The organism is Pseudomonas sp. FR229a (assembly GCF_030209115.1).
Classification (GTDB): domain Bacteria; phylum Pseudomonadota; class Gammaproteobacteria; order Pseudomonadales; family Pseudomonadaceae; genus Aquipseudomonas; species Aquipseudomonas moraviensis_A.
Genome location: NZ_JARVSP010000001.1, coordinates 169788 through 188558, shown reverse-complemented (window position 1 = coordinate 188558; position 18771 = coordinate 169788). Strand labels below are relative to the sequence as shown.

The following is an 18771-nucleotide window of genomic DNA, read 5'->3' as shown; positions in this document are numbered from 1 at the left end:
GGCCAGGTTTCCCGCCAGCGCACATCAACTGTTCAAGGACTGACACCATGGCCAGTAAAAGTACGGCGAAAAAACCCACCCTGGAGTTGTTCGAGCAGGTCTTTGGCGAGCAGCAGAGCCTGGAGAAGTTCGCCGGTCTGAGATCCTGGCTGGAGCGTGGTGAGTCGATTTTTCCCTTGGTGGAGAAGGGCGCCGAGGGCCTGGCGAAAGACTTCGACATCAATGTCGAGGACGCCAGAAAGTTACTGCGTCGGTTGAATGGGCTGGCGGTTTACCTGCGACGGCAGTTCATCGAGCAGTCATTGGCCGGCGAGACGACACCGGCACCGTACGAGGCGGGTGGGTTCAATACCGGGCCCAGTTTCGAACTCCTGTTCCGCCCGGCATTTGACCAGTTCGCACCGGTTGGCGCGCTCGAAGATGCCACAGGGGTTGTCGCTTATCTGGTAGAGGTGTGGAAGTGGGTCAGGGACAATATCGAGGACTATGGTGATTCCGATGCGGTAACCGGCATGATTCCGATCCACACGCGTCGGGCCGATATCAGCGAGCTGCTCATCGACCACAACGCGATGCACCAGACCGTTTCAGCAGTGGAGATCACGCTCAAGGTACTGGAAAGGTTTATCGGCAAAACTGAAGCGGAGCTGGAAGACGCCATGATCCTGCGGCGCTATCCGAATGGTTTGCCGTACTACAAGCATTGGGCAACCATCAATGCGCTGGTCGCTGATCGCGGTCTTTCGGTAGGGCATTTCGCCCGCTGGACAGATATCGAATATCCCAACTTTCTTCTCCCGGATGCCTGGGATGACGACGCCGGTCGTGCGCTGGCGCATGCGTCGCGGCTGGGGCCGTTTCAGCGAGACTTGTTGACCGAGAGGCCCGTTCCCGACGACGCCGACTCCAGAAACGCATTCTATCTGAAGAATTACGGCGCCACCGGGGTGGACTGGCAGAACCTCAATCAAGTGGAGTTTTTCGCCAAGCGCACCAAACTGGATGCCGATGGCGTGGAAGCGTTTCTGTCCATTCGCCGTTACGCACCAACACGATCGGATAACGTGAGTATCTATGCGCCTGCCGACAGCGAGGAAAGCGAGCGTTCCGGTTCGGTTTTTATCAACGGCGGCGAATCACCCGCCGTGAGTGTCAATTACGAAAGATTTCAGCACCGGTTGAGCGAATCCCCCCTCAACCCGAGGCGATACGACCGGATGAACCGCAAGCGACGCCTGGATTTATGGCTGAGGCTGCCTCCCGAAGAGGTCGATTCGCTGCTGGTGGCCGCTTTCAACGCCGAGTGGGCTGGCATCCCGGACTCCCCTGAAAAACCTGTAAAACCCGCCATCTGGGTTACCGACCATACCGTGCATGCGCTGGGGGTGTTCCAGACCTTGCGTGAAGGCTTCGAGTGCACGGCTGCGGAGTTCGCGGTGTTTATCGACAAATTCGCGATCTATGGCCGCGGGCAGCTAGCGTCTCAATTTGATCAGATATTCAATAATGTCCAGAGACACTACCGCGATCCATTGCTCCTGGATAACGGTGAGTTTCCCTTGCTACCGGCGCAGGGTGTGCCCGAACTCACCATCAGCCGAATCTGCAGCGCACTGGAAATCGACTTGCAGACCTACCAGTATCTGGCGCTGGCGATTGCCCGTGCCCATGGCCGAACCGGGATGCTCAAGCGCAGCCCGGAGATTCTGTCGGCGTTTTACCGACTGGTGAAACTGCCCCGCTTGTTGGGCATGACGCCGGTCGAGGGGCTGTTGATGCTCATGGTGCTTGGCGGGGAGGCATGGGCTGACGGACTGGCGGGCATTCCGGTGATCACGGGAGAACCCACGGCCGGCGACACTGTTCCCGATGTGTTGAACCTCATTTCGGCACTGGTTGCATGCCGCTACTGGTGTCGAACGCGCGATTTGCCGGTGCTGTGGATGCTGCAACAGGTGGCGGTTCCTCAGGTGTCCAATGTGGCGGCCGAGCCGGAACTGCGCTTGTTCGAGCAGGTCCGCAATTTGCTGGGCGAGGCATTATTGACGCATACCGGTTTTGTGACCGCCGGTGTGCCGCCGCTGGTGGTGGGCCATAACTGGAAAGATCTGCTTTCTTCGCTGACTGACCCGCTGGGGCTGGTGAAATCCCGCGAGGGTACGGAAGACCAATATGTTGTTTTCGCCAGAGAGGAGCTCGACAAGGCGGTCAGGGAGGGGCTGATTGAAGATGACATCAGTGTGCGTGCGCCCATCGTCGAAATCATGCTCGCGGTTCTGCTGCAGGCGCGTGCTGCTCAGCTGTCAGTCGCGCGTGAATGTCTGGCCGTTTATACCGGGCTGGATGCAGAGAGGACGCTGAAGGTTTTGACCTGGGCGAATTCGAGCGTTTATGAGCTATTGGTCAGAATCGTCGAGCAAATGGGTGAGGACTGGGAGCTGTCACACACCCTGCGCGAGGAACCTCTTGATCCGCTGTTTTTTCTGCTGGCTGACATTCGTCGGCTCAGCGCCGTCGTGGCTGAACTCGACATAAGCCTCGAAACCCTTGATGCCCTGCTCGATTACGGACTCAACGATTGGTGGCAGCAGAACGACCCTGAAGTCTTCAGCGTCGCAACCCTGTACTACCTGACGGTTCTGACTCATGCCTTCGAGATCAGCAAGCAGCCTCATACCGAGTTGCTTGAGTACTTGAGGCAGATCCATGAATGGGGAGATCCGAAGGATTTGTCCACCGACGCGCTGCGCCTTGCACAGCAGGCATCGGAGGTCTGGCTGGCACGGTTTTTCGACTGGAGCGAGCAGGAAGTGCACGAATGCATCGGGCGAATCGACCCGCAATACAGGCTCTTGAAAAATCTCCAGCAACTGGATCTGTTGGTTCGGGTACGCGAACTGGCCACCCATACCCAGATGGATGCGCTGACCATTTTTCTGCTGGGGACGCTGCCTGAAACCGTCGACAAGCCGGTTTACAAAGACGCTGCCGAGCATGCCTCGTTGAGTCTGTGGGAAACGGCCGCAGCGGTTCGCCCATCCGCCGAGCTGCGGGCTCCGCTCATCAACATGCAGATTGTGCCGGATAACTTCGAGGTGATTGCCGGAAGTGAGGGCAAGATCATTTTCACCATCAGGCTGACAGATCAGGACGGCACGGCGCTCAGCGGTGTGTCCATTCGCGGACAGGCCAGTCTTGGCACGCTGGTTATCGGCAACACCCAGCCACAAACGGGTATCGCCACGGCAACCTACACGCCAGGGAAGGTCATGGGCGCTGAGCGTCCGCTGTTCTGGGTGCCCTTGATCGCGCCGCAGGAGGGGCCGCTCATCCAGGTGACCGACGACGAGCTGCAACTGGATTTCCCCGCGCCTTTCATGTCCAGAGTGCCCACCAACGTTGTGCCAGCGGGGCAAGCGGTCGAGTTATCGGCCGTGCTCATGGATCGCTTCGACAATCTGGGCAAAAACCGCGGGGTGCGTTGGTCCGCCACAGCTGTTGATGACGCGTCTTTACTGGCGGTTGAGGCGGTGATTCGGCCTCAACAGGGCCAGACCACTCAGCAAGGCGTTGCCCGAGCGGTTATCTCAAGTCCGACGGGAGGCACATTCATTTGCACCGTGTTCTCGGAGAACAGCAAAAACGCAGTGGACTTTGCACCGATTGAATTCGCGCCTCCCCCCCTTCCGAATGAAGCATGACGTTCGCGCAGCCCCGCCAGAAGGTGAAGATCATGAGCCAAAGCATCATCAACGATTTGCTGGAACAACGTCGCACTGCACTGACGGAGTATTGCCTGGGCCACTTCGGCGAGAGCGATGGCCGGTTCAGCATCATAAAGAACGCTGACCATCTGAATGAATTGTTGCGTCTGGACTCGCTCGACACGCAAAAAGTGCCCAGTGCACTGGGTGCCGAGGCGATCAGTTGCGCGCAGAAATTCATCAATGCTGCCTACCGCAAGCTTGAGCCGGGGTATTCGAAGACAGAGTTCCCTGAAGAGGATCTGAAACGCTGGGAGTTGTACAGAAACTATTCGGACTGGTCGGCGTTGATGTTGCTCCTCATTTACCCGGAAAACTACATGACGCCGTTCGCGCGGTCTCGCATGACTCGCTTGTTCCTGACGTTGATGACCGATCTGAACCAGACACGGTTAAGCACCGATTCGGTACTGATCGCTTTGCGTGCCTATCTGAAGTCTTTTGAAGAAATCTGCAACCTGGAAGTCGTCAGTGCTTTTCTGCATGGCACCACGGCTGTGGATGGGCGCTATTTCATTGTCGGCCGAGAACGGGTGGCGCCTTACCGATACTTTTGGCGCGAAGCGCAGATTGAACTGACGCCGACCTGTACCAGCGTCAATCCGGCGGCGTGGTACGAGTGGGACATGATCGATGTCGGGGTGACCGGAACCGTGCTGGATGTGCGCCCGGTGTTCTGGAACGGCAGGCCGTGTCTGGTCTGGGCCGAGCTTTCAGACAAACTCGGGGAGAAAGACAAGGACGGCTATGTTCCCTACAAGGTGAGCATCAACATAGCCTTCAGATCGCAGAACGGAGAGTGGTCGCCGGCAACAAATCTGCAAAGCATTGGAGATCTCGACACGCCTCCGCCAGCCGATAGCCGCTTGATTGCCACGATCCGTGTTACCGAAAGTCATCCCAATGGCTTTCTCGGCGTCTTGTTTTTCAAAGGTCATGAAGCGCAGACGCCGGTAATGCGCGATGTGTTGTTTCGGCCACTCCCTGCGTATGAGGGCGGCTGGCTGGAAAAACTCGCGCAACGTTTCGACAGTGTGCTCACTGTCCAGCATTCGCTGACTGAACAGATGCGGCCAAAAATGGTTACGACGATCCCGACGTCCGGGACGCTGACTGACTTCTACGAACTGGATGCTTTTGTGCTGACTCACTCCACGGGAGACATCCTGGCCGTCAGGGGCATTTGCAGGCCAAATGGCACCGGGGTTGTGGCAAATGTTGGTTTCGATTTGACGCTGGCCAGCGAACCCTCGGGCGGGGATCCGAAGGAAACCAGTGGAACGTATTCGACAGACGGTGGATGGGCCACCGACTGGCTTACCTACACGCGTGGTTCAGGCGGCTTCATCAGCCCGATCACCTTCACTTTCGGCGCGACTACTGCCTCTGCAACCTATGGCCGGAAACAGTTCGTGCTGACAATGACCGGCATCGTGGGTTTCGATCCCGCGGTACTGGAAAAGAATCGGCATGACGCGGCGCAGTTTCTGGCCTTCAACAAGCCTGGAACCCTGGCACGGGTACGCCTCAATTCGCTGTTCGGTCCGCGGTTGGTCGGCCTCGCCAATTTTTCTGTAGATGCGGTGTACGCCTGGGAGGCGCAGTTTTTCGATGAGCCGACCTCGGAAGCCGGGCCGGTCAATGAGCCCAACGGTGCCTTCAATAGTGCCAATGGCCTGTACTTCTGGGAGTTCTACTACCATGTGATTCATCTGGTGGGTATCCGCTTTCGCGACGAAAATCGTTATCGCGAGGCTGAAGCCTGGTGGCGCAGGGTGTTCGATCCGCAAGCGACCGCGCAGGTTTCCAATCCCCCGCAGCCAAGCGACAAGCCGGACTACTGGCGTTGCCGGCCCTTGGTGAGTCCCGGCAATGCCGGCCCTGAGTGTCTGGTAGAAGATGATCCGTACGCCATCAGTTATGCGGCGCCACAGCATTTTCAGATCCTGACCTTCATGGAGTTCGTCAAGAATCTGGTCGAGGAGGGGGACTGGTATTACCGCCAGCAGACGCGGGACAGTCTGGTGCTGGCCAAGGAGTGTTATCAGCAGGCGCAGGACTTGATGGGCGACCCGCCTACGGCGCGCTCGGTGACCGATTGGCAGACGCAGACGCTCGGAGCGCTGATTGACCAGAGCGGCGCGCGTCCTACGCTGGAAGCGTTCGAGAGAACGCATGTGTACTCCCTTGCCGACGTACCGCCCGCGGCTGATTTCGCACCCGCGATGGGGCTGCTGGCGACACCACCGTTCAAACTGCCGACCAATGATCGCTTGCTGGCGCTGATCCAACTGCCTCGGCAGCGCCTCTACAACTTGCGCCATTGGTTGACCATTGATGGCAAACCGCTCGAATTGCCGCTGTATGAACCGCCGGGTGATCCTGCGCAACTGTTACGTGATCTGGCGGCAGGAAACAACGCCGGGCCACGGCGAATGGGGGGGCGGCCAGTCCTGAACGGCTACGGCTGGCGAGTCACCAGCGAATTTGCCCTGCGGTCTGCACAGGAGCTGCAAAACCTCGGCAGTGAACTGCTGCGCTTCATGGAACAGCGCGACACAGCGCAACAGATTGAGTTGCAACAAAGGCATTTGCTGGAACAAGCCGAATGGACGAAAACCATTCAGGAAAAATCCCTCGCTCAGATGGACGTGACGCTGACGGCCTTGCGCCAAAGTCACGCCGCCGTCAAGCAACGCGCCGATGAGTACGCCGCGTGGTTTGACGAAAACGTCACGGCAGAGGAATACAAGGTCATGGATGACCTTCACGCTGCCAAGGAACTCAATCAGGGCTCGGTCGCCGTTCAGTCTGCGGCGGGGGGTATTTCGGTCATTCCCAAAGTTTTTGGTATGGCCAACGGCAATGCCTTTCCAGAAGGTGTTTTGCATGCCATCGCACAGGGCTTGCAGATTGCCTCACTGGGCAAGCAGGCCGACGCGGAAAAAAGAGCGGTGACTGAAGGCTATCGTCTGCGTCGCCGCGAGTGGGGTTTGCAACGCAACCTGGCACTCGCCGAATTGCAGGCGCTGGATGAGCAGATCAATGCGCAGGTGATTGCTGTGGATGCGGCCCGGGCCAGTCTGCAATTGGTCTTGCAAACCAATCTTCAGTCCATGGCCGTGTACGACTTTCTGCAAAAACGCACCACCCACAGTCAGCTTTACGATTGGCTGCTGGCACAACTCAAGGCGTTGTACTACCAGGCTTATGACGCAACTTACAGTCTATGCGTCAGTGCTCAGGCATCGCGCATTGCACAAACCGGTGATTACGATTCACCGTCGATTCTGGCCCAGGCATGGTCCGATAAACATCACGGTTTGTTGGCTGGCCAGCAGTTGGCGGGCTTTCTGATGCGCGAGCAGCGCGATCACCTGCAAAGCTTCGAGCGACGTATCGAGCGGGTCAAGACCGTTTCCTTGCGCCAGCTTTTCGCTGATAACGTCGAGCCGCAGCCTGACGCCCCCGACTGGGCGACGGCGCTTGGAAACCTGCAGACTCACGGACGCCTCGCTTTTTGCGTGAGTGAGTTGAACTTCAATCGCGACCATCCCGGTGAATACTGCCGGTTGATCCGCTCGGTTGAATTTGACTGCCCGGCATTGCTCGGACCCTACGAAAACCTCAGGGCCACGCTGACCCAGACTGGCAGTCGTACCGTCGTCCGGCCAGTGCCACAGGCGGTGGAATATCTGCATAACCCCGAGAGCAAGGCAGCACCTGCCGATGTGGTGTTCAACACGCGCTCGGGGCAGCAAATCGGCATTTCCCAAGGCGTTGCCGATGATGGGCGCGTCATGGAAGACCAGGATACGGGGCTGCTTCGCGCCTTTGAGTGCTCGGGGGCCGTTTCCTGTTGGGAAATCCATTTTCCGTGGTGGGGCGAGCCGGCTCAATCTGCCGTGCTTGCATCCATTACCGACCTCATTATCACTATCCGCTATTCGGCCAGGCCCGGTGAGCCGACCTTCGTACTGGCAGTGGAAAACCTGGTGACAGAAGCCAAAGCGGATGCTTTGCAGCGCAATGCCGAACGGAGCCGTCATCATGCGTAACCCAGGGATTCAAGCCGAGCGCAATCTGATCCTCAACGGCGACTTCTCTCAGAGCCTGCGAGAGTGGAAAAGAGGGCCGGTCAACCCGGCTTATGTCGTGACCAAGGCCGAGCAATTGGAAAGTGGTGAGCGCCTGAATATCCTGTCCGCTCTCGACGGGTCTTCCGCGTATCAGGAAATTACCTTATTCAAAAGTGCCAGCAACGACGTCAGGTATGTCATCAGCTTTCTTTGTGAAATGGACCACGATGAGGAGGGGCTGCTGGAGCTCAGTGTGGCCGGGCTGCCCGATACGCAGAAAATTCCCCTGCGCGTGGGCGCACTTCGTGACCGCAATGCCGACCTCCAGCGCCAGCGCGATGGTCTGCCTCGGCTGTTCCGGCCACACACGTACGAAGTGGATGTGACACTGCCGCTGTTGGATACACAGCTTCTGAAAGTCCACGCCATCAGTCCGCTCAACAAAGAGGGCGACTACTTCTCCTCGTTGCGTATCACCCGGATCAACCTGCAGTTGCATTTGCCGGCCGCGCATGTGTTGACGTTGCAACTGGACGCAGAACAATTGCCACTGGCGCGCGTCTTGCCTCTTTGTCTGGGCGCGCTGGGTTCGACTGCGCACCGCTTCAAATGCATCCATGCGCAGGATGATGCCTGGCAGGGTACTCGGGCGTCCTTGAACATCAGGAACAACCCACAGGGCGCAATTGTCGCCGATCCGGACTGGGGCAGGGATAAACCGCTGGATGATAACTGGAGTCTCGTTTGCCCGGAACTTGACGGCGACCCTCCCTATCTTTTCACTCTGCAGTTAGCGAACGAGTTCAACTCCCCCGTGCTGGATATTCCGGTCTCACTGGGTGACCACCGCCTCAAGTTCATTCAACTGAAAGAGGCGGCGCATTACGTGGTAATGGAGTATGGCCAATCCATCAGGGTTGGCGTCTGCGTCGGTTCGTATTACACCGACAAGGCGCTGGAGGGCATAACAGTCACCTGGACGGTAGACGGCACGGACGTAAAAACCACGACGCCGACCGATCGTGAGGGCTGGGCCTGGTTTGAACAACAACCGAGCGCGGCCGGCGATGTGCAGATCCAAGCGTCGGTCGAAAGTCTCTACTACGCCAGCGGCGCAGTGAGTCAGGCCTTTGAAGTCAAGGTGCTGGCGACCGACCCGTTGCAAGATATCCGCACGATCATTGGAGAGGGAGACGAGCGGCCGTGGGATCAGAAAGGCTATCCCAATCGCGGAACGACCTATCGTTTGCAAATCCGCTTCCCCGAGGAACTGTGGGACACAGACGTGACATTGCGCTGGAGTGGCGACCCTGCCGAGAAGCTGGGAGTTACTGTCACGCCACCGCTTGAAACAGCCGCTCGTATAGGTTCGGGTGGACTGCTTGAGTATCGACTTGATAACGAGGACAGAGACGATGGCCAGTTTTCTCTGCGGTTGACCTCTGCGCATCTGTTGGAAAGTTCGCCTGCCAAACCCATGTTGCTGGCGCGCAATGTCGTTGAACCTGGTGAGGTGCGAGGGCCTGACAGGATTTGTGTGGTGGATGAAAACGACAGCGCACGAATGTGGGTGCAGGTGCTGCACAAGACGGCATCGGCAACCGGTGGCCCGGTCGAGGGAGCACTGGTGTTCTGGACGGAGCCGGGTGGGAGCGTGACGAAGACCCTGACAGGCACCGGTGGCTGGGCCAGTCATAGCCATCAGCCTGGCGCTGCGGGAGACCATCGTGTGACTGCCACCATCAAGGCTCATGAAGATGCCGAGCCGAGCGAGATGGAATTCGTCGTGAAGGCGATCGCGACCAATGTCTGGAAGGCGCATGTGCAGGTCACTCTGGATGACGAAGCAGTGGATCTGCAAACCATCGGCCTGGTGTGCCGGCATGGACAGACACATGTGCTGAAGGTCACCCCTGTTGAAGGCAGTCCATGGGTCGACAACAAACGCATCAGTCTGGATTGGCGAGAGGGCGATCCGCTGATCGGTCTGAACCCGGCTGACCCGGGCATTTTTTTCCCGCTGGGGGCTGATGGATTGACATGGAACCTGTCCTCCAGCGCCGCCGAAAGCCTGAGCAGACCCTTTGAGTTGCGTCTGCGCGCTGATGCTGTTGCAGATGATCGCGAGTTGTGCGGGCGATTCGTCAATGCAGACCTGACCCGGGAGCTTGGCGTCAGGCTGGACCGCGTAACGGCAGCACTCGATGGGCAGACGCTATATCCCTGCCTCGGTGCGGATCATCAGTTCACCGTCTGGCTCAATGAGCTGAGCCCGCTGGTGGGTCTGTCAACAGCGCTGGAGTGGTCGGGAACGCCTGCCGAAGAATTGAACGCGGGCGTGCGTCCGCCCCTGGCGCAATCTCAACCGCTGGGTGCCGAGGGTGCTTTCTGGCAACTCGACTTCAGCAGCAGCACAAAAGCGGGTGACTTTGCGCTCGCTGTGAACCTGCCTCAATTGGCATTCCTCGCCCCCGTCACACCCATGGATCTGGGACATAACGCCTTGAGTTTCAATTCCATACTGGAATCACCGGTGGATCCGGTAGTGGATCTTGATCGGGCCTGGACGTGGGCTAATGTGGTATCACGATTTACCGGGGAGGCAGTTGCCGATGTGCCGGTCACATGGTACGCAGGCGCAGACCCCGTAGTGGTCAACACGGACAGCAGTGGTAACTCCGGCTTCGCCGTGCTTCCCGTGAGCACCGACATGCATACGGTGCAGGCGACTTTGCTCAGTCTCTTCGACAATACCTCGGAGCAGAGAAACGCCACCTTCAAAACATTGGCAGAAGATCTCTGGCCGCGAGTCAAGGTCAGTTTCGATGGTCAGACCAGTCAGGTCTGGGGTGTCACCACCGGATTCCCGCGTCGCAACGGTCGGCACAGTATCGTGGCGTTTTTCCCGGAAGAATTTAACGGGCAGACCGTACGTATGGGGCACACCGGCACGGCGCCCGCGGTACTGGGCAATAGCTATGAGCCAGAGCTGGGCATGGCGCAGGTCGTCACGAATGGAATGGCGAGGTTCGGGTTGCGCGCGGGAGATTTCACGGACGGCAGTTTTGCCTTGCGGCTCTGCGCCGAACGGCTGGCACGGCTTTCGCCGGCCAATGCGATGTCGCAGGGTTCAGGTTCGCGGGTCGTAGAGTTTGCCGAACATACCGTTGCGGACAGAGTGCTTGATTGGGGAGAGACACTTGAGTGGCAAGTCAGATTGCAGTCATCGATCAGCGGCAAAGCGATGCCAGGCATAACGGTAAAATGGCTCGGGGCCGGGATCAATGAATTGATGAGTGTCTCGGACTTTTACGGAAGGGCGAAAATAGGCTTTATCCCTGCCTGCCCTGGATTGAACGAGTTGACTGCGACCGTGGGAGCAGGCGCGAGCGCACGCTCCATCCATTATCGATTCACGCTCAATGCGCCGCTTGAAATCAACGAACTCGTCCTTATCCAGTCCGCTGGCTATCCGGGTGAACCGGTAGAGCTTCAGGCCAGCGTCGTGTCGGCACTCGATGGTCAGCCGCAGAGTGACGTTGAGGTCATGTGGAATTACGCGGATGAATTCTTGCCGTCAACCCGTACCAACGCTCAAGGGCACGCAAAGCTTCGCTTGTCGCTGGGGGTTCCGGGGGAGGGGCATGTGTGGGCGGCGGTGAAGGGGGGCGTGGCGGGATGGGATATGAAATCGCTGCCACTGATTGTCACTGAGCGTCCAGCTGTTGTGGCGTCTGTTGTTGCGACGCCGAATCCTGCCTATGTGGGCGCCTATGTATCGATGACTGCATTGATCGTGGACAAAACGTCGGCAGAACCGCTGCCTCAAAGAAAAATTCGGGTCCGCGTCAACGGCAAGCCTTTCATTGATTCCATTACAGACAGCAAGGGTGAATTCAAGACTGGCTGGAAAGTGATGTCCGCGTCGGAAATCGTTTCCCTTGAGGTTGAAGTGGAAAATGCTGACGGCACCTCCGAAAGTGGATCGGTGTATGTGCCGATTCTGGAGTGATCAAAGCGCCCCACTACTTTTCCAGCTCAGATACTGCGTCACCAGCTCGGCGCCGAACGCTGCGGGCCGAACATCCATCACGGCAACGCCATGAGCACTCAATCGCTCATGGCGTTCTGCACGCTCATTCAGGTAGTTCACCGTGCCGCAATATGCCAACGCCTCTGGCAGCGTTTGCACCGGTGACTGGCGTAATGTATCCAGCGCTTCTTCGCGCAGACTGGCGACCATTACCCGATGATGTGCGCTCAGACGCCTGATCGCGCTCAGCAGCTCCTCATCGTCTTCATCGCGCAGGTTGGTCACCATGACCACCAGTGCCCGGCGCTTCTGGCGCGTCAGCAGTTGGTTGACGGCGGCCTGATAATCAGCCGGACGCTGCGTGCTGTCGAGGTCGTAAACCGCGTTGAGCAGCACGTTCAGTTGCCCGCTGCCTTTGACTGGCACGACATGGCGCGGTCGATCATCGGCAAACGTACTCAATCCCACCGCATCGCCCTGACGCAACGCCACATAACTGAGCAAGAGGCAGGCATTGAGCGCGTGGTCGAAGTGCGACAGTTCATCGTCCTGGCTACGCATGCGTCGGCCGCAATCGAGGAGAAAGATGATTTGCTGGTCGCGCTCGTCCTGATACTCGCGGGCAATCGGCGTGCGCTGGCGCGCGGTGGCTTTCCAGTCGATCTGGCGCAGGCTGTCGCCCTCACGAAAATCGCGCAACTGATGGAACTCCTGACCCTGACCGCGACGTTGCCGCTGGCGTACGCCAAGCTGGCTGAGCCAGTTGTCGACGGCGCGTAACTCTGCGCCGTAGAGCCGGGCGAAATCGGGATAGACGCGGGTCTGATCGGCGACCTCGATCAGGCGTTTTCCCGACCATAATCCGAACGGGCTCGGCAGGTTGACTTCGCACTGTTCAAAGCGGAAATGCCCGCGTCTGGCCGGGCGCAGACGGTAGCGGATCTGGCTCGAATGGCCGGGTTGAAGCTCGACGGTCCATGGCAGATGTTCAAACGCGAGGCCGTCGGGAACGTGGTCGAAAAGATTGACGTTCAGCGCCTCGGCGAAGTCATGCGCAATGTCCAGTTGCACCTCTGCCCAGCGCCCCAGTGCCAGGCTGCCGGGCATCTGCCGCTTGATGCGTGGCGAGGGCAGGTGTTTGAGGCGCAGTGCGTCAATAACTGCCAACGCCAACAGAGCCAGGAGCAAACCCCAGTTGATCGCAATCAGGCTCGACGGGAGCTCCCTGCCGAGTGCCTGAAAGACGCCGAGCACAAGACTGACGACCAGCAGCAGGGCGAGCCAGCTCAGCAGCAGCCGCGAGGGTTTCACAGGCGCGGCGCCGGCACTTGATCGAGCAATTGCGCGAGCACCTGATCGACCTGCAGACCTTCGATATCCAGTTCCGGCGCGATGCGCACGCGATGGCGCAGCACGGCCAGCGCGCAGCCTTTGATGTCATCGGGAATTACGAATTCGCCGCCGCGCAACAGCGCCCGGGCGCGAGCGCAACGCACCAGGGCGATCGAGGCGCGCGGCCCGGCACCAAGGGTCAACCCCGGCCAGGTTCGCGTACTGCGCGCCAGGCGCACGGCGTAATCGAGAACCTGATCGTCCAGCGGCAAATCACTGGCAATCCGTTGCAGGGCTTGCACATCCTTGGCCTGCAACACGGTGCGCAGTGGTTGCACGTCGAGCATGTCGGCGCGGGTCGAACGACACACCTGACGGACCATGTTCAGTTCCTGATCGGCATCGGGGTAATCCATGCGCACCTTGAGCATGAACCGGTCGAGTTCGGCCTCCGGCAGCGGATAGGTGCCTTCCTGTTCGATCGGGTTCTGCGTGGCCAGGACCATGAACGGTTGCGCGATGGGCAGGGCGCGACCTTCAAGTGTCACCTGGCGTTCCTGCATGGCTTCGAGCAAGGCCGCCTGGGTTTTCGCCGGAGCGCGATTGATCTCATCGGCCAGCAGCAGGTTGGTGAACAACGGGCCTTTGCGCAGCTTGAACTGCTCGGTCTGCAAGTCATACACGGCATGGCCGGTGACGTCGCTGGGCATCAGGTCGGGGGTGAATTGAATGCGCGCAAACTCGCCGCCGAAGCAACGCGCCAGCGCCCGCACCAGCAAGGTCTTGCCCAGACCGGGGACGCCTTCGAGCAACACGTGCCCGCCGGCAATCAGCGCGGTCAGCACGTCGTCGACCACTGCCTCCTGGCCGATCAGCGCCTTGTTCAATTCGTTGCGCACCGCTTGCGCCAACTGGCTGGCACGCTGGCGTTGCTGGGCGGCGTGAGTCGCGCTGCCGGGCTCGATCTGTTCAGTCATAACGCGTTCCTCAAGGTTTGCAGATGAGCGACCTGACGGCTGAATTCGGCGCTGGACAAACGCTGCTTCGGTCGTGGGCTCAGGGCCTGGCTGATGGCGCGGGTGGGTTGCCGGGTCAGGCGCGATAACGCCAGCCATTGTTCGGCCACATTCAATTGATCGAAACCGGGATGGCGGCGACGGGCACGACGCAGGACGTCTTGCTGCAGCGCTTGCAACAGCGCTTGCTGGCCGTTGTGGCGCAGCAGGAAATCGGCGCTGGCGCGCAGATGCTCCAGCAGTTGACGGCGACCCGCTGGCGCCGGCATTTGCACCGGCCCGTGGCGCACGCTCGCCTGCCACAACCACAGACCGATCAAGCCGAGCAGGGCGACGATAGCCTGCGGGAAGTAGCGCCAGAGCAACGTCCACAGACCATCGTGTGCGGTGTTGTAAATCAGCGTGACGTCGGTGTCGGCGCTCAGGTACCAGAGTAGCCAGGCGTTGTCGTATTGGCCGATGGCCGGGGTTTTCCACAGCTCGGCATCGGTGACCACGGTGACCGTGCCGAGGCCGTATACCCGTTGCATCATGTGCGTGGCTTTGGCGCTGTTGGCCCAGGCCTGTGCAACGTTGTTCGGGTCATCGAGGTGGAAGTCGGTGTCGAAACCGGCGTAGGCCGGCGCGTCTTCGTCTTCCAGATACAGCTTGGTCAGTTTCGGGAATCGATCCTTTTCCACTTCTGCCGGAGGATCTTTCAAGTCTTTGCTCAGCGATTGGTGCAGTTGCACGCGGTCGAGCAGCAGATCGTCGCTTTGCCGGGTTTGCGCATCCCACAGCGACTCGGCGACAAACACCAGACGCCCGCCGGCGCGCGTCCAGTTCAGCACCTGATCGACTTCACGCGGCATCATCGGCGCGCGTTCACCGAACAAAAGCAGGGTGTGGTTGTGCGGATCGATCTGCGGCAGCACCGCCAGGGTCTCGGCGTGACTGACCGCGAGGCCACGTTCGCGCAGGAACATTTCTGCGGCCAGATACGGGTTGGCTTGCGCGGTGGGCGAGGGGCCATGATCGATAACTTCCTGATACGGCCGGGCTTTGAGAAACAGAAAAAGGCTCAAGCCGCCGAGCAGCAAAAGCGCCAGCGCACCGATCGACCAGCCGATGCGCCGGTTCAATGCGCAGCACCTTTGGCAAACAATGCACGCCAGCCGTTGCACAGCTCCGCTTGCAAATGTGCCGGTGGAACCCGGTGCCCGTAGGCCATGTTCTGCCAGTGGCCGGTAAGGTTGCGGCTGTAGGCGAGCAGGTCGGGGCGTTGCAATTGCTCGATGCGTTCGAGGATCTGGCTCTCGGTGTCGGCGGCTTTCAGCGTCAGGTCGAAATCGTGCAGCAGATGGCTGAGCAGCCCGCGATAGAGCAGGCCCAGCGCGGCGCGAGGTTCGCTGAGCCACAATTGTTCGGCGCTGGCGGCGATGTCGTCAGGCAAGGTTTCACGGTTCAGATCGAGGCCGAAAACTTGCGGTGGCGCCGGTGGTTTGCTGCGCGATGGCAGGTTCGGGCGACGACTGACAAAGGTCCGGAAGAATTCGCGATACCGCCAGACCAGCCAGCCCAGCGCGGCGATCAACGCACCCCACAACAGCACTTCAATGACATTGGCCACGGCGTTCAGGCGTTGCCCGTCGAGCCAGCCGAGCAGGGTCTTCAGCCACTGCGGCGCCTCACCCGGTTGCGCGTCTTTCGCCGGGCTCGCCGGATCCTCGCCAAAGCGGTAACGGGTGACGCTTTCCTTGTTCTTGAACGGCGGCTGTTCAAGCAATGACTGGATGCTGTCGCGCGAGGCCTGACTGGTCAGCGGTTGATTGAGCAGTCGTGGCGCGTCCGGCGTATCAGCCGCCCACACCGGTTGCAGGTTCGGCAGTAGCAGACACGCGGCCAGCAACACGCCGAGCACGCTGTTGTTCAGGCGCTGGCGCAAGCGACGGAAGACCAGCTCGATATCCCAAGCCTCCAGTTGCGTGCGGCGGTTCAGGTACAGGCTGAAACCGCAGGCAACATAGACGGGTTCCCAGCCCACCAGGATCAGCGCATAAAACGCGTTGGTCAGGTGTTCCAGCCAACGCCAGTTCTGATCGGCCGCGAGCAGCAGCGACTGCCAGTCCCAATCGGTTTCGATCTGCTGCGGCAGCAACATGTAGAACAGCAGCATCAGGCCGATCCACAGTGCGGTTTCCAGATGCACGCCGATGATCGTCAACCATTGCGCGGCGCCGCCGTTGCGTTGCAGCAGCACCTGCAGGCGTTGTTGTCTGGCCTCGCCATCGAGGCCTTCGAGTTGCGTCACCGGCAGCACAAAGCTGCGACTCAGGCTCAGCCGGCGCCAGGTCAGAGTGGCCAGCAGTTGCGGCTTGAGCAGGCGCGGCCATTCACGCAAGGCCTGTTTGAGCGTCGGCGTCTCGCCGAACAGCGCTTTGGAGAGGATGTACAGCGGCAGGCGTTCATACGCCGGTTTCAGCCACCAGAACACAAACACCGCCAGCGATGGCGAATCCCACAGCAGCACGCTGAGCAGGGCGAACAGCGGCAGGGTGACGAGCGCCCAACTGGTCATCAACAACCGCCGATGCTGCTGGCTCAGCAACACGCCCAGGTCCATCGCTTCCCAGGTCGTGCGCGGGCGGATCACCACACTGGCGTCACTCAGGCGCATGGCGGGTCCTTCCGGCCAACAGCAGATAAACCGCAACGGCCAGCCACAGCGCGGCGCCAACGGCGTATTTGGTCAGCGGTGCGACACTGGTCTTCGACGACCAGTAAGCCTCGATGAAGGCTGCAATCAGCAAGAACAGCATGACCCCGCATACCAGCAGCACGCTTTTTTGCGCGGCCAGGCGCAGTGCCTCGCCGCGGGTCAGGCGTCCCGGTGCGATCAGCGCCCAGCCCAGCTTCAGGCCCGCGGCACCGGCGAGGGCAATGGCGGTCAGTTCGAATGCGCCGTGGCCGATCACGAAGGACCAGAAGGTCTGGCCGAAGCCGATTTCGCTGAGATGTCCGGCCACCGCGCCGATGATCATGCCGTTGTAGAGCAGGAAAAAACCGCTGCCCACGCCCATCAGCAAACCGCTGGCGAAGGTCTGGAAGGCGATGCCGATGTTGTGCATCACGTAATAGCCGAACATCACCCAGTCTTCACTCGCTGCGCGTTCCGCCGAGCGTCCGAGGTGGCCGGCGACGGGGTCGTACATGCCTTGCATCTCGCGCACCTGTTCGGCGGGGATCAGGTTGTAGATCAGCTGCGGAAACAGATAAACCAGCACTGCGAAACCGATCAGACTGCCAAAGAACAGCAGGCTGGCAACCGCAACGAAGCGCCACTCTTCGCGCACCAGTCGCGGAAAGTCGGCGAGGATGAAACTGATGATTTGCGCGCCGAGGCGACTGCGATGCCGATACAGCTGTTGATGGCCGCGCAACACCTGCTGCTGCAATGAATCGATCAGAAAACTGCTGTAGCCGCGCTCCTGGGCCAGAGCCAGATGTTGGCAGAGACGTCGATAGGCTTTGGGAAAAGCGCTCACCTGTGCGGTGTCCTTGCCGTGTTCGAGGCGTTCCAGCGCCAGGGCGAAGCGCTCCCATTCGGCTTTGTGGCGGGTTTCGAACAGGCTCTGCTTCATGGGGTCGGCCCCAGCAGTCCGCGTGCGATGCCATTGAGTTCGGACACGGCCCTGGGCGCGGAAATATGCAGCGGCTGCGCCAGCAATGCTGCCAACTCATTGACTCGCGCCGGCGACAGCTCGGCCTGACGCTCGGCGAAACCGAGCACCGCGCGTTGCTCGCTGAGCGTGAGAGCGACGGGGCAGCGGCGAGGTTCGGCCTCAGGCAATTGCGGGCGACTGAGCGGGCGTTCGCTGTAGACCACCAGTGTGCCGGCGGCAATGTCGCCGAGGCGTTTGAAGGTCGGGTGTTGCAGGCAACTGATCGCACCGAGGCAATAGCCGAAGGGCAGCAGGTCGACAACACGCAGCAGGTTGCGCAGCAGTGAGGCCGACCAGCCGATCGGCGTGCCGTCGTCATGGACGACGCGCAAACCCGCCCATTGCTTGCCCGGCGAGCGGCCTTGGCGCAGCACCTCGAACAGCACCATGTACCACCAGCTGATGGCAAACAGCAGCAGTGAACCGAGGCCCATGCCGAGCTTGCCGAGAAATGCCAGTGCGATAAACAGCACGCCCAGAATCAAGCCACGAATGCCCAGATCGATGGCAAACGCCACGGCGCGCACCATCAGCCCGGCGGGGCGTAACGGCAGGTCGATGCCTTCCGGCGTTTCGACCTGATGGCGCGTATCCAGCGGTGCTTTCCTTGGCAGTGCTGTGGGCTCGAGCATGGGCTACCTGATGTTCGCCTGTTCGGGATGCAAGTGCGGCTGATGCTAGCAGCCTCTCGGGTGTGGGAGCGAGCCTGCTCGCGAATGCGGTGGATCAGTCAGCCCATGTGCAACTGACAGAAAGCTTTCGCGAGCAGGCTCGCTCCCACAAGGGAAATGCAATTCAGCTGTAGGAATCTGGAGAAATTGCTGTTCAAGGGCTCCGAGGCTGGCC

At 59.9% G+C, this 18771-nt stretch carries 9 protein-coding genes; 3 read left to right on the top strand and 6 right to left on the bottom strand.

The genetic code is table 11. From position 1 onward, the window contains the following. Positions 1-47 precede the first annotated feature (47 nt). From QRN33_RS00820 to QRN33_RS00810, 3 genes are read left to right on the top strand one after another with little or no spacing between them, the layout of a single operon-like run. Positions 48-3701 carry a Tc toxin subunit A gene (locus tag QRN33_RS00820; RefSeq protein ID WP_285406107.1) on the top strand — a complete coding sequence of 1218 codons (3654 nt, stop codon included), beginning with the start codon at positions 48-50 and terminating at the stop codon, positions 3699-3701. A gap of 32 nt (positions 3702-3733) precedes the next feature. Next, positions 3734-7822 carry a Tc toxin subunit A-related protein gene (locus tag QRN33_RS00815; RefSeq protein ID WP_285406105.1) on the top strand — a complete coding sequence of 1363 codons (4089 nt, stop codon included), beginning with the start codon at positions 3734-3736 and terminating at the stop codon, positions 7820-7822. Next, on the top strand, positions 7815-11855 hold the full coding sequence (locus QRN33_RS00810; protein ID WP_285406102.1) for a hypothetical protein: 4041 nt from the start codon (positions 7815-7817) through the stop codon (positions 11853-11855). Before QRN33_RS00815 ends, QRN33_RS00810 begins: the two co-directional genes overlap by 8 nt. Here QRN33_RS00810 and QRN33_RS00805 read toward each other — a convergent pair whose 3' ends face one another. The 6 genes from QRN33_RS00805 to QRN33_RS00780 are packed head-to-tail and all read right to left on the bottom strand — an operon-like array spanning position 11856 to position 18557. Further along, positions 11856-13187, bottom strand: coding sequence for a DUF58 domain-containing protein (locus QRN33_RS00805; RefSeq protein ID WP_285406100.1), 1332 nt, complete (start codon positions 13185-13187; stop codon positions 11856-11858). Further along, the gene (locus QRN33_RS00800) at positions 13184-14185 is read right to left on the bottom strand and encodes an AAA family ATPase (protein WP_042607313.1); all 1002 of its coding nucleotides are present in this window, start codon (positions 14183-14185) and stop codon (positions 13184-13186) included. Before QRN33_RS00800 ends, QRN33_RS00805 begins: the two co-directional genes overlap by 4 nt. Next, the gene (locus QRN33_RS00795; RefSeq protein WP_285406095.1) at positions 14182-15345 is read right to left on the bottom strand and encodes a DUF4350 domain-containing protein; all 1164 of its coding nucleotides are present in this window, start codon (positions 15343-15345) and stop codon (positions 14182-14184) included. Before QRN33_RS00795 ends, QRN33_RS00800 begins: the two co-directional genes overlap by 4 nt. Then, positions 15342-16880: a DUF4129 domain-containing protein gene (locus QRN33_RS00790; RefSeq protein WP_285406092.1), complete on the bottom strand. Its 1539-nt coding sequence runs from the start codon at positions 16878-16880 to the stop codon at positions 15342-15344. The genes QRN33_RS00795 and QRN33_RS00790 overlap by 4 nt, the downstream gene beginning before the upstream one ends. Next, the gene (locus QRN33_RS00785) at positions 16867-17844 is read right to left on the bottom strand and encodes a stage II sporulation protein M (RefSeq protein WP_083354343.1); all 978 of its coding nucleotides are present in this window, start codon (positions 17842-17844) and stop codon (positions 16867-16869) included. The genes QRN33_RS00790 and QRN33_RS00785 overlap by 14 nt, the downstream gene beginning before the upstream one ends. Continuing rightward, complete coding sequence (locus QRN33_RS00780; protein ID WP_285406087.1) at positions 17841-18557, bottom strand: RDD family protein; 717 nt, start codon at positions 18555-18557, stop codon at positions 17841-17843. Before QRN33_RS00780 ends, QRN33_RS00785 begins: the two co-directional genes overlap by 4 nt. Positions 18558-18771 lie beyond the last annotated feature (214 nt).

What these genes read in the sequence shown, in the direction of transcription:
- QRN33_RS00790 (WP_285406092.1), bottom strand. Translation starts at nt 16,880, where the DNA reads ATGCGCCTGAGTGACGCCAGTGTGGTGATCCGCCCGCGCACGACCTGG.
- QRN33_RS00810 (WP_285406102.1), top strand. Translation starts at nt 7,815, where the DNA reads ATGCGTAACCCAGGGATTCAAGCCGAGCGCAATCTGATCCTCAACGGC.
- QRN33_RS00820 (WP_285406107.1), top strand. Translation starts at nt 48, where the DNA reads ATGGCCAGTAAAAGTACGGCGAAAAAACCCACCCTGGAGTTGTTCGAG.
- QRN33_RS00800 (WP_042607313.1), bottom strand. Translation starts at nt 14,185, where the DNA reads ATGACTGAACAGATCGAGCCCGGCAGCGCGACTCACGCCGCCCAGCAA.
- QRN33_RS00780 (WP_285406087.1), bottom strand. Translation starts at nt 18,557, where the DNA reads ATGCTCGAGCCCACAGCACTGCCAAGGAAAGCACCGCTGGATACGCGC.
- QRN33_RS00815 (WP_285406105.1), top strand. Translation starts at nt 3,734, where the DNA reads ATGAGCCAAAGCATCATCAACGATTTGCTGGAACAACGTCGCACTGCA.
- QRN33_RS00785 (WP_083354343.1), bottom strand. Translation starts at nt 17,844, where the DNA reads ATGAAGCAGAGCCTGTTCGAAACCCGCCACAAAGCCGAATGGGAGCGC.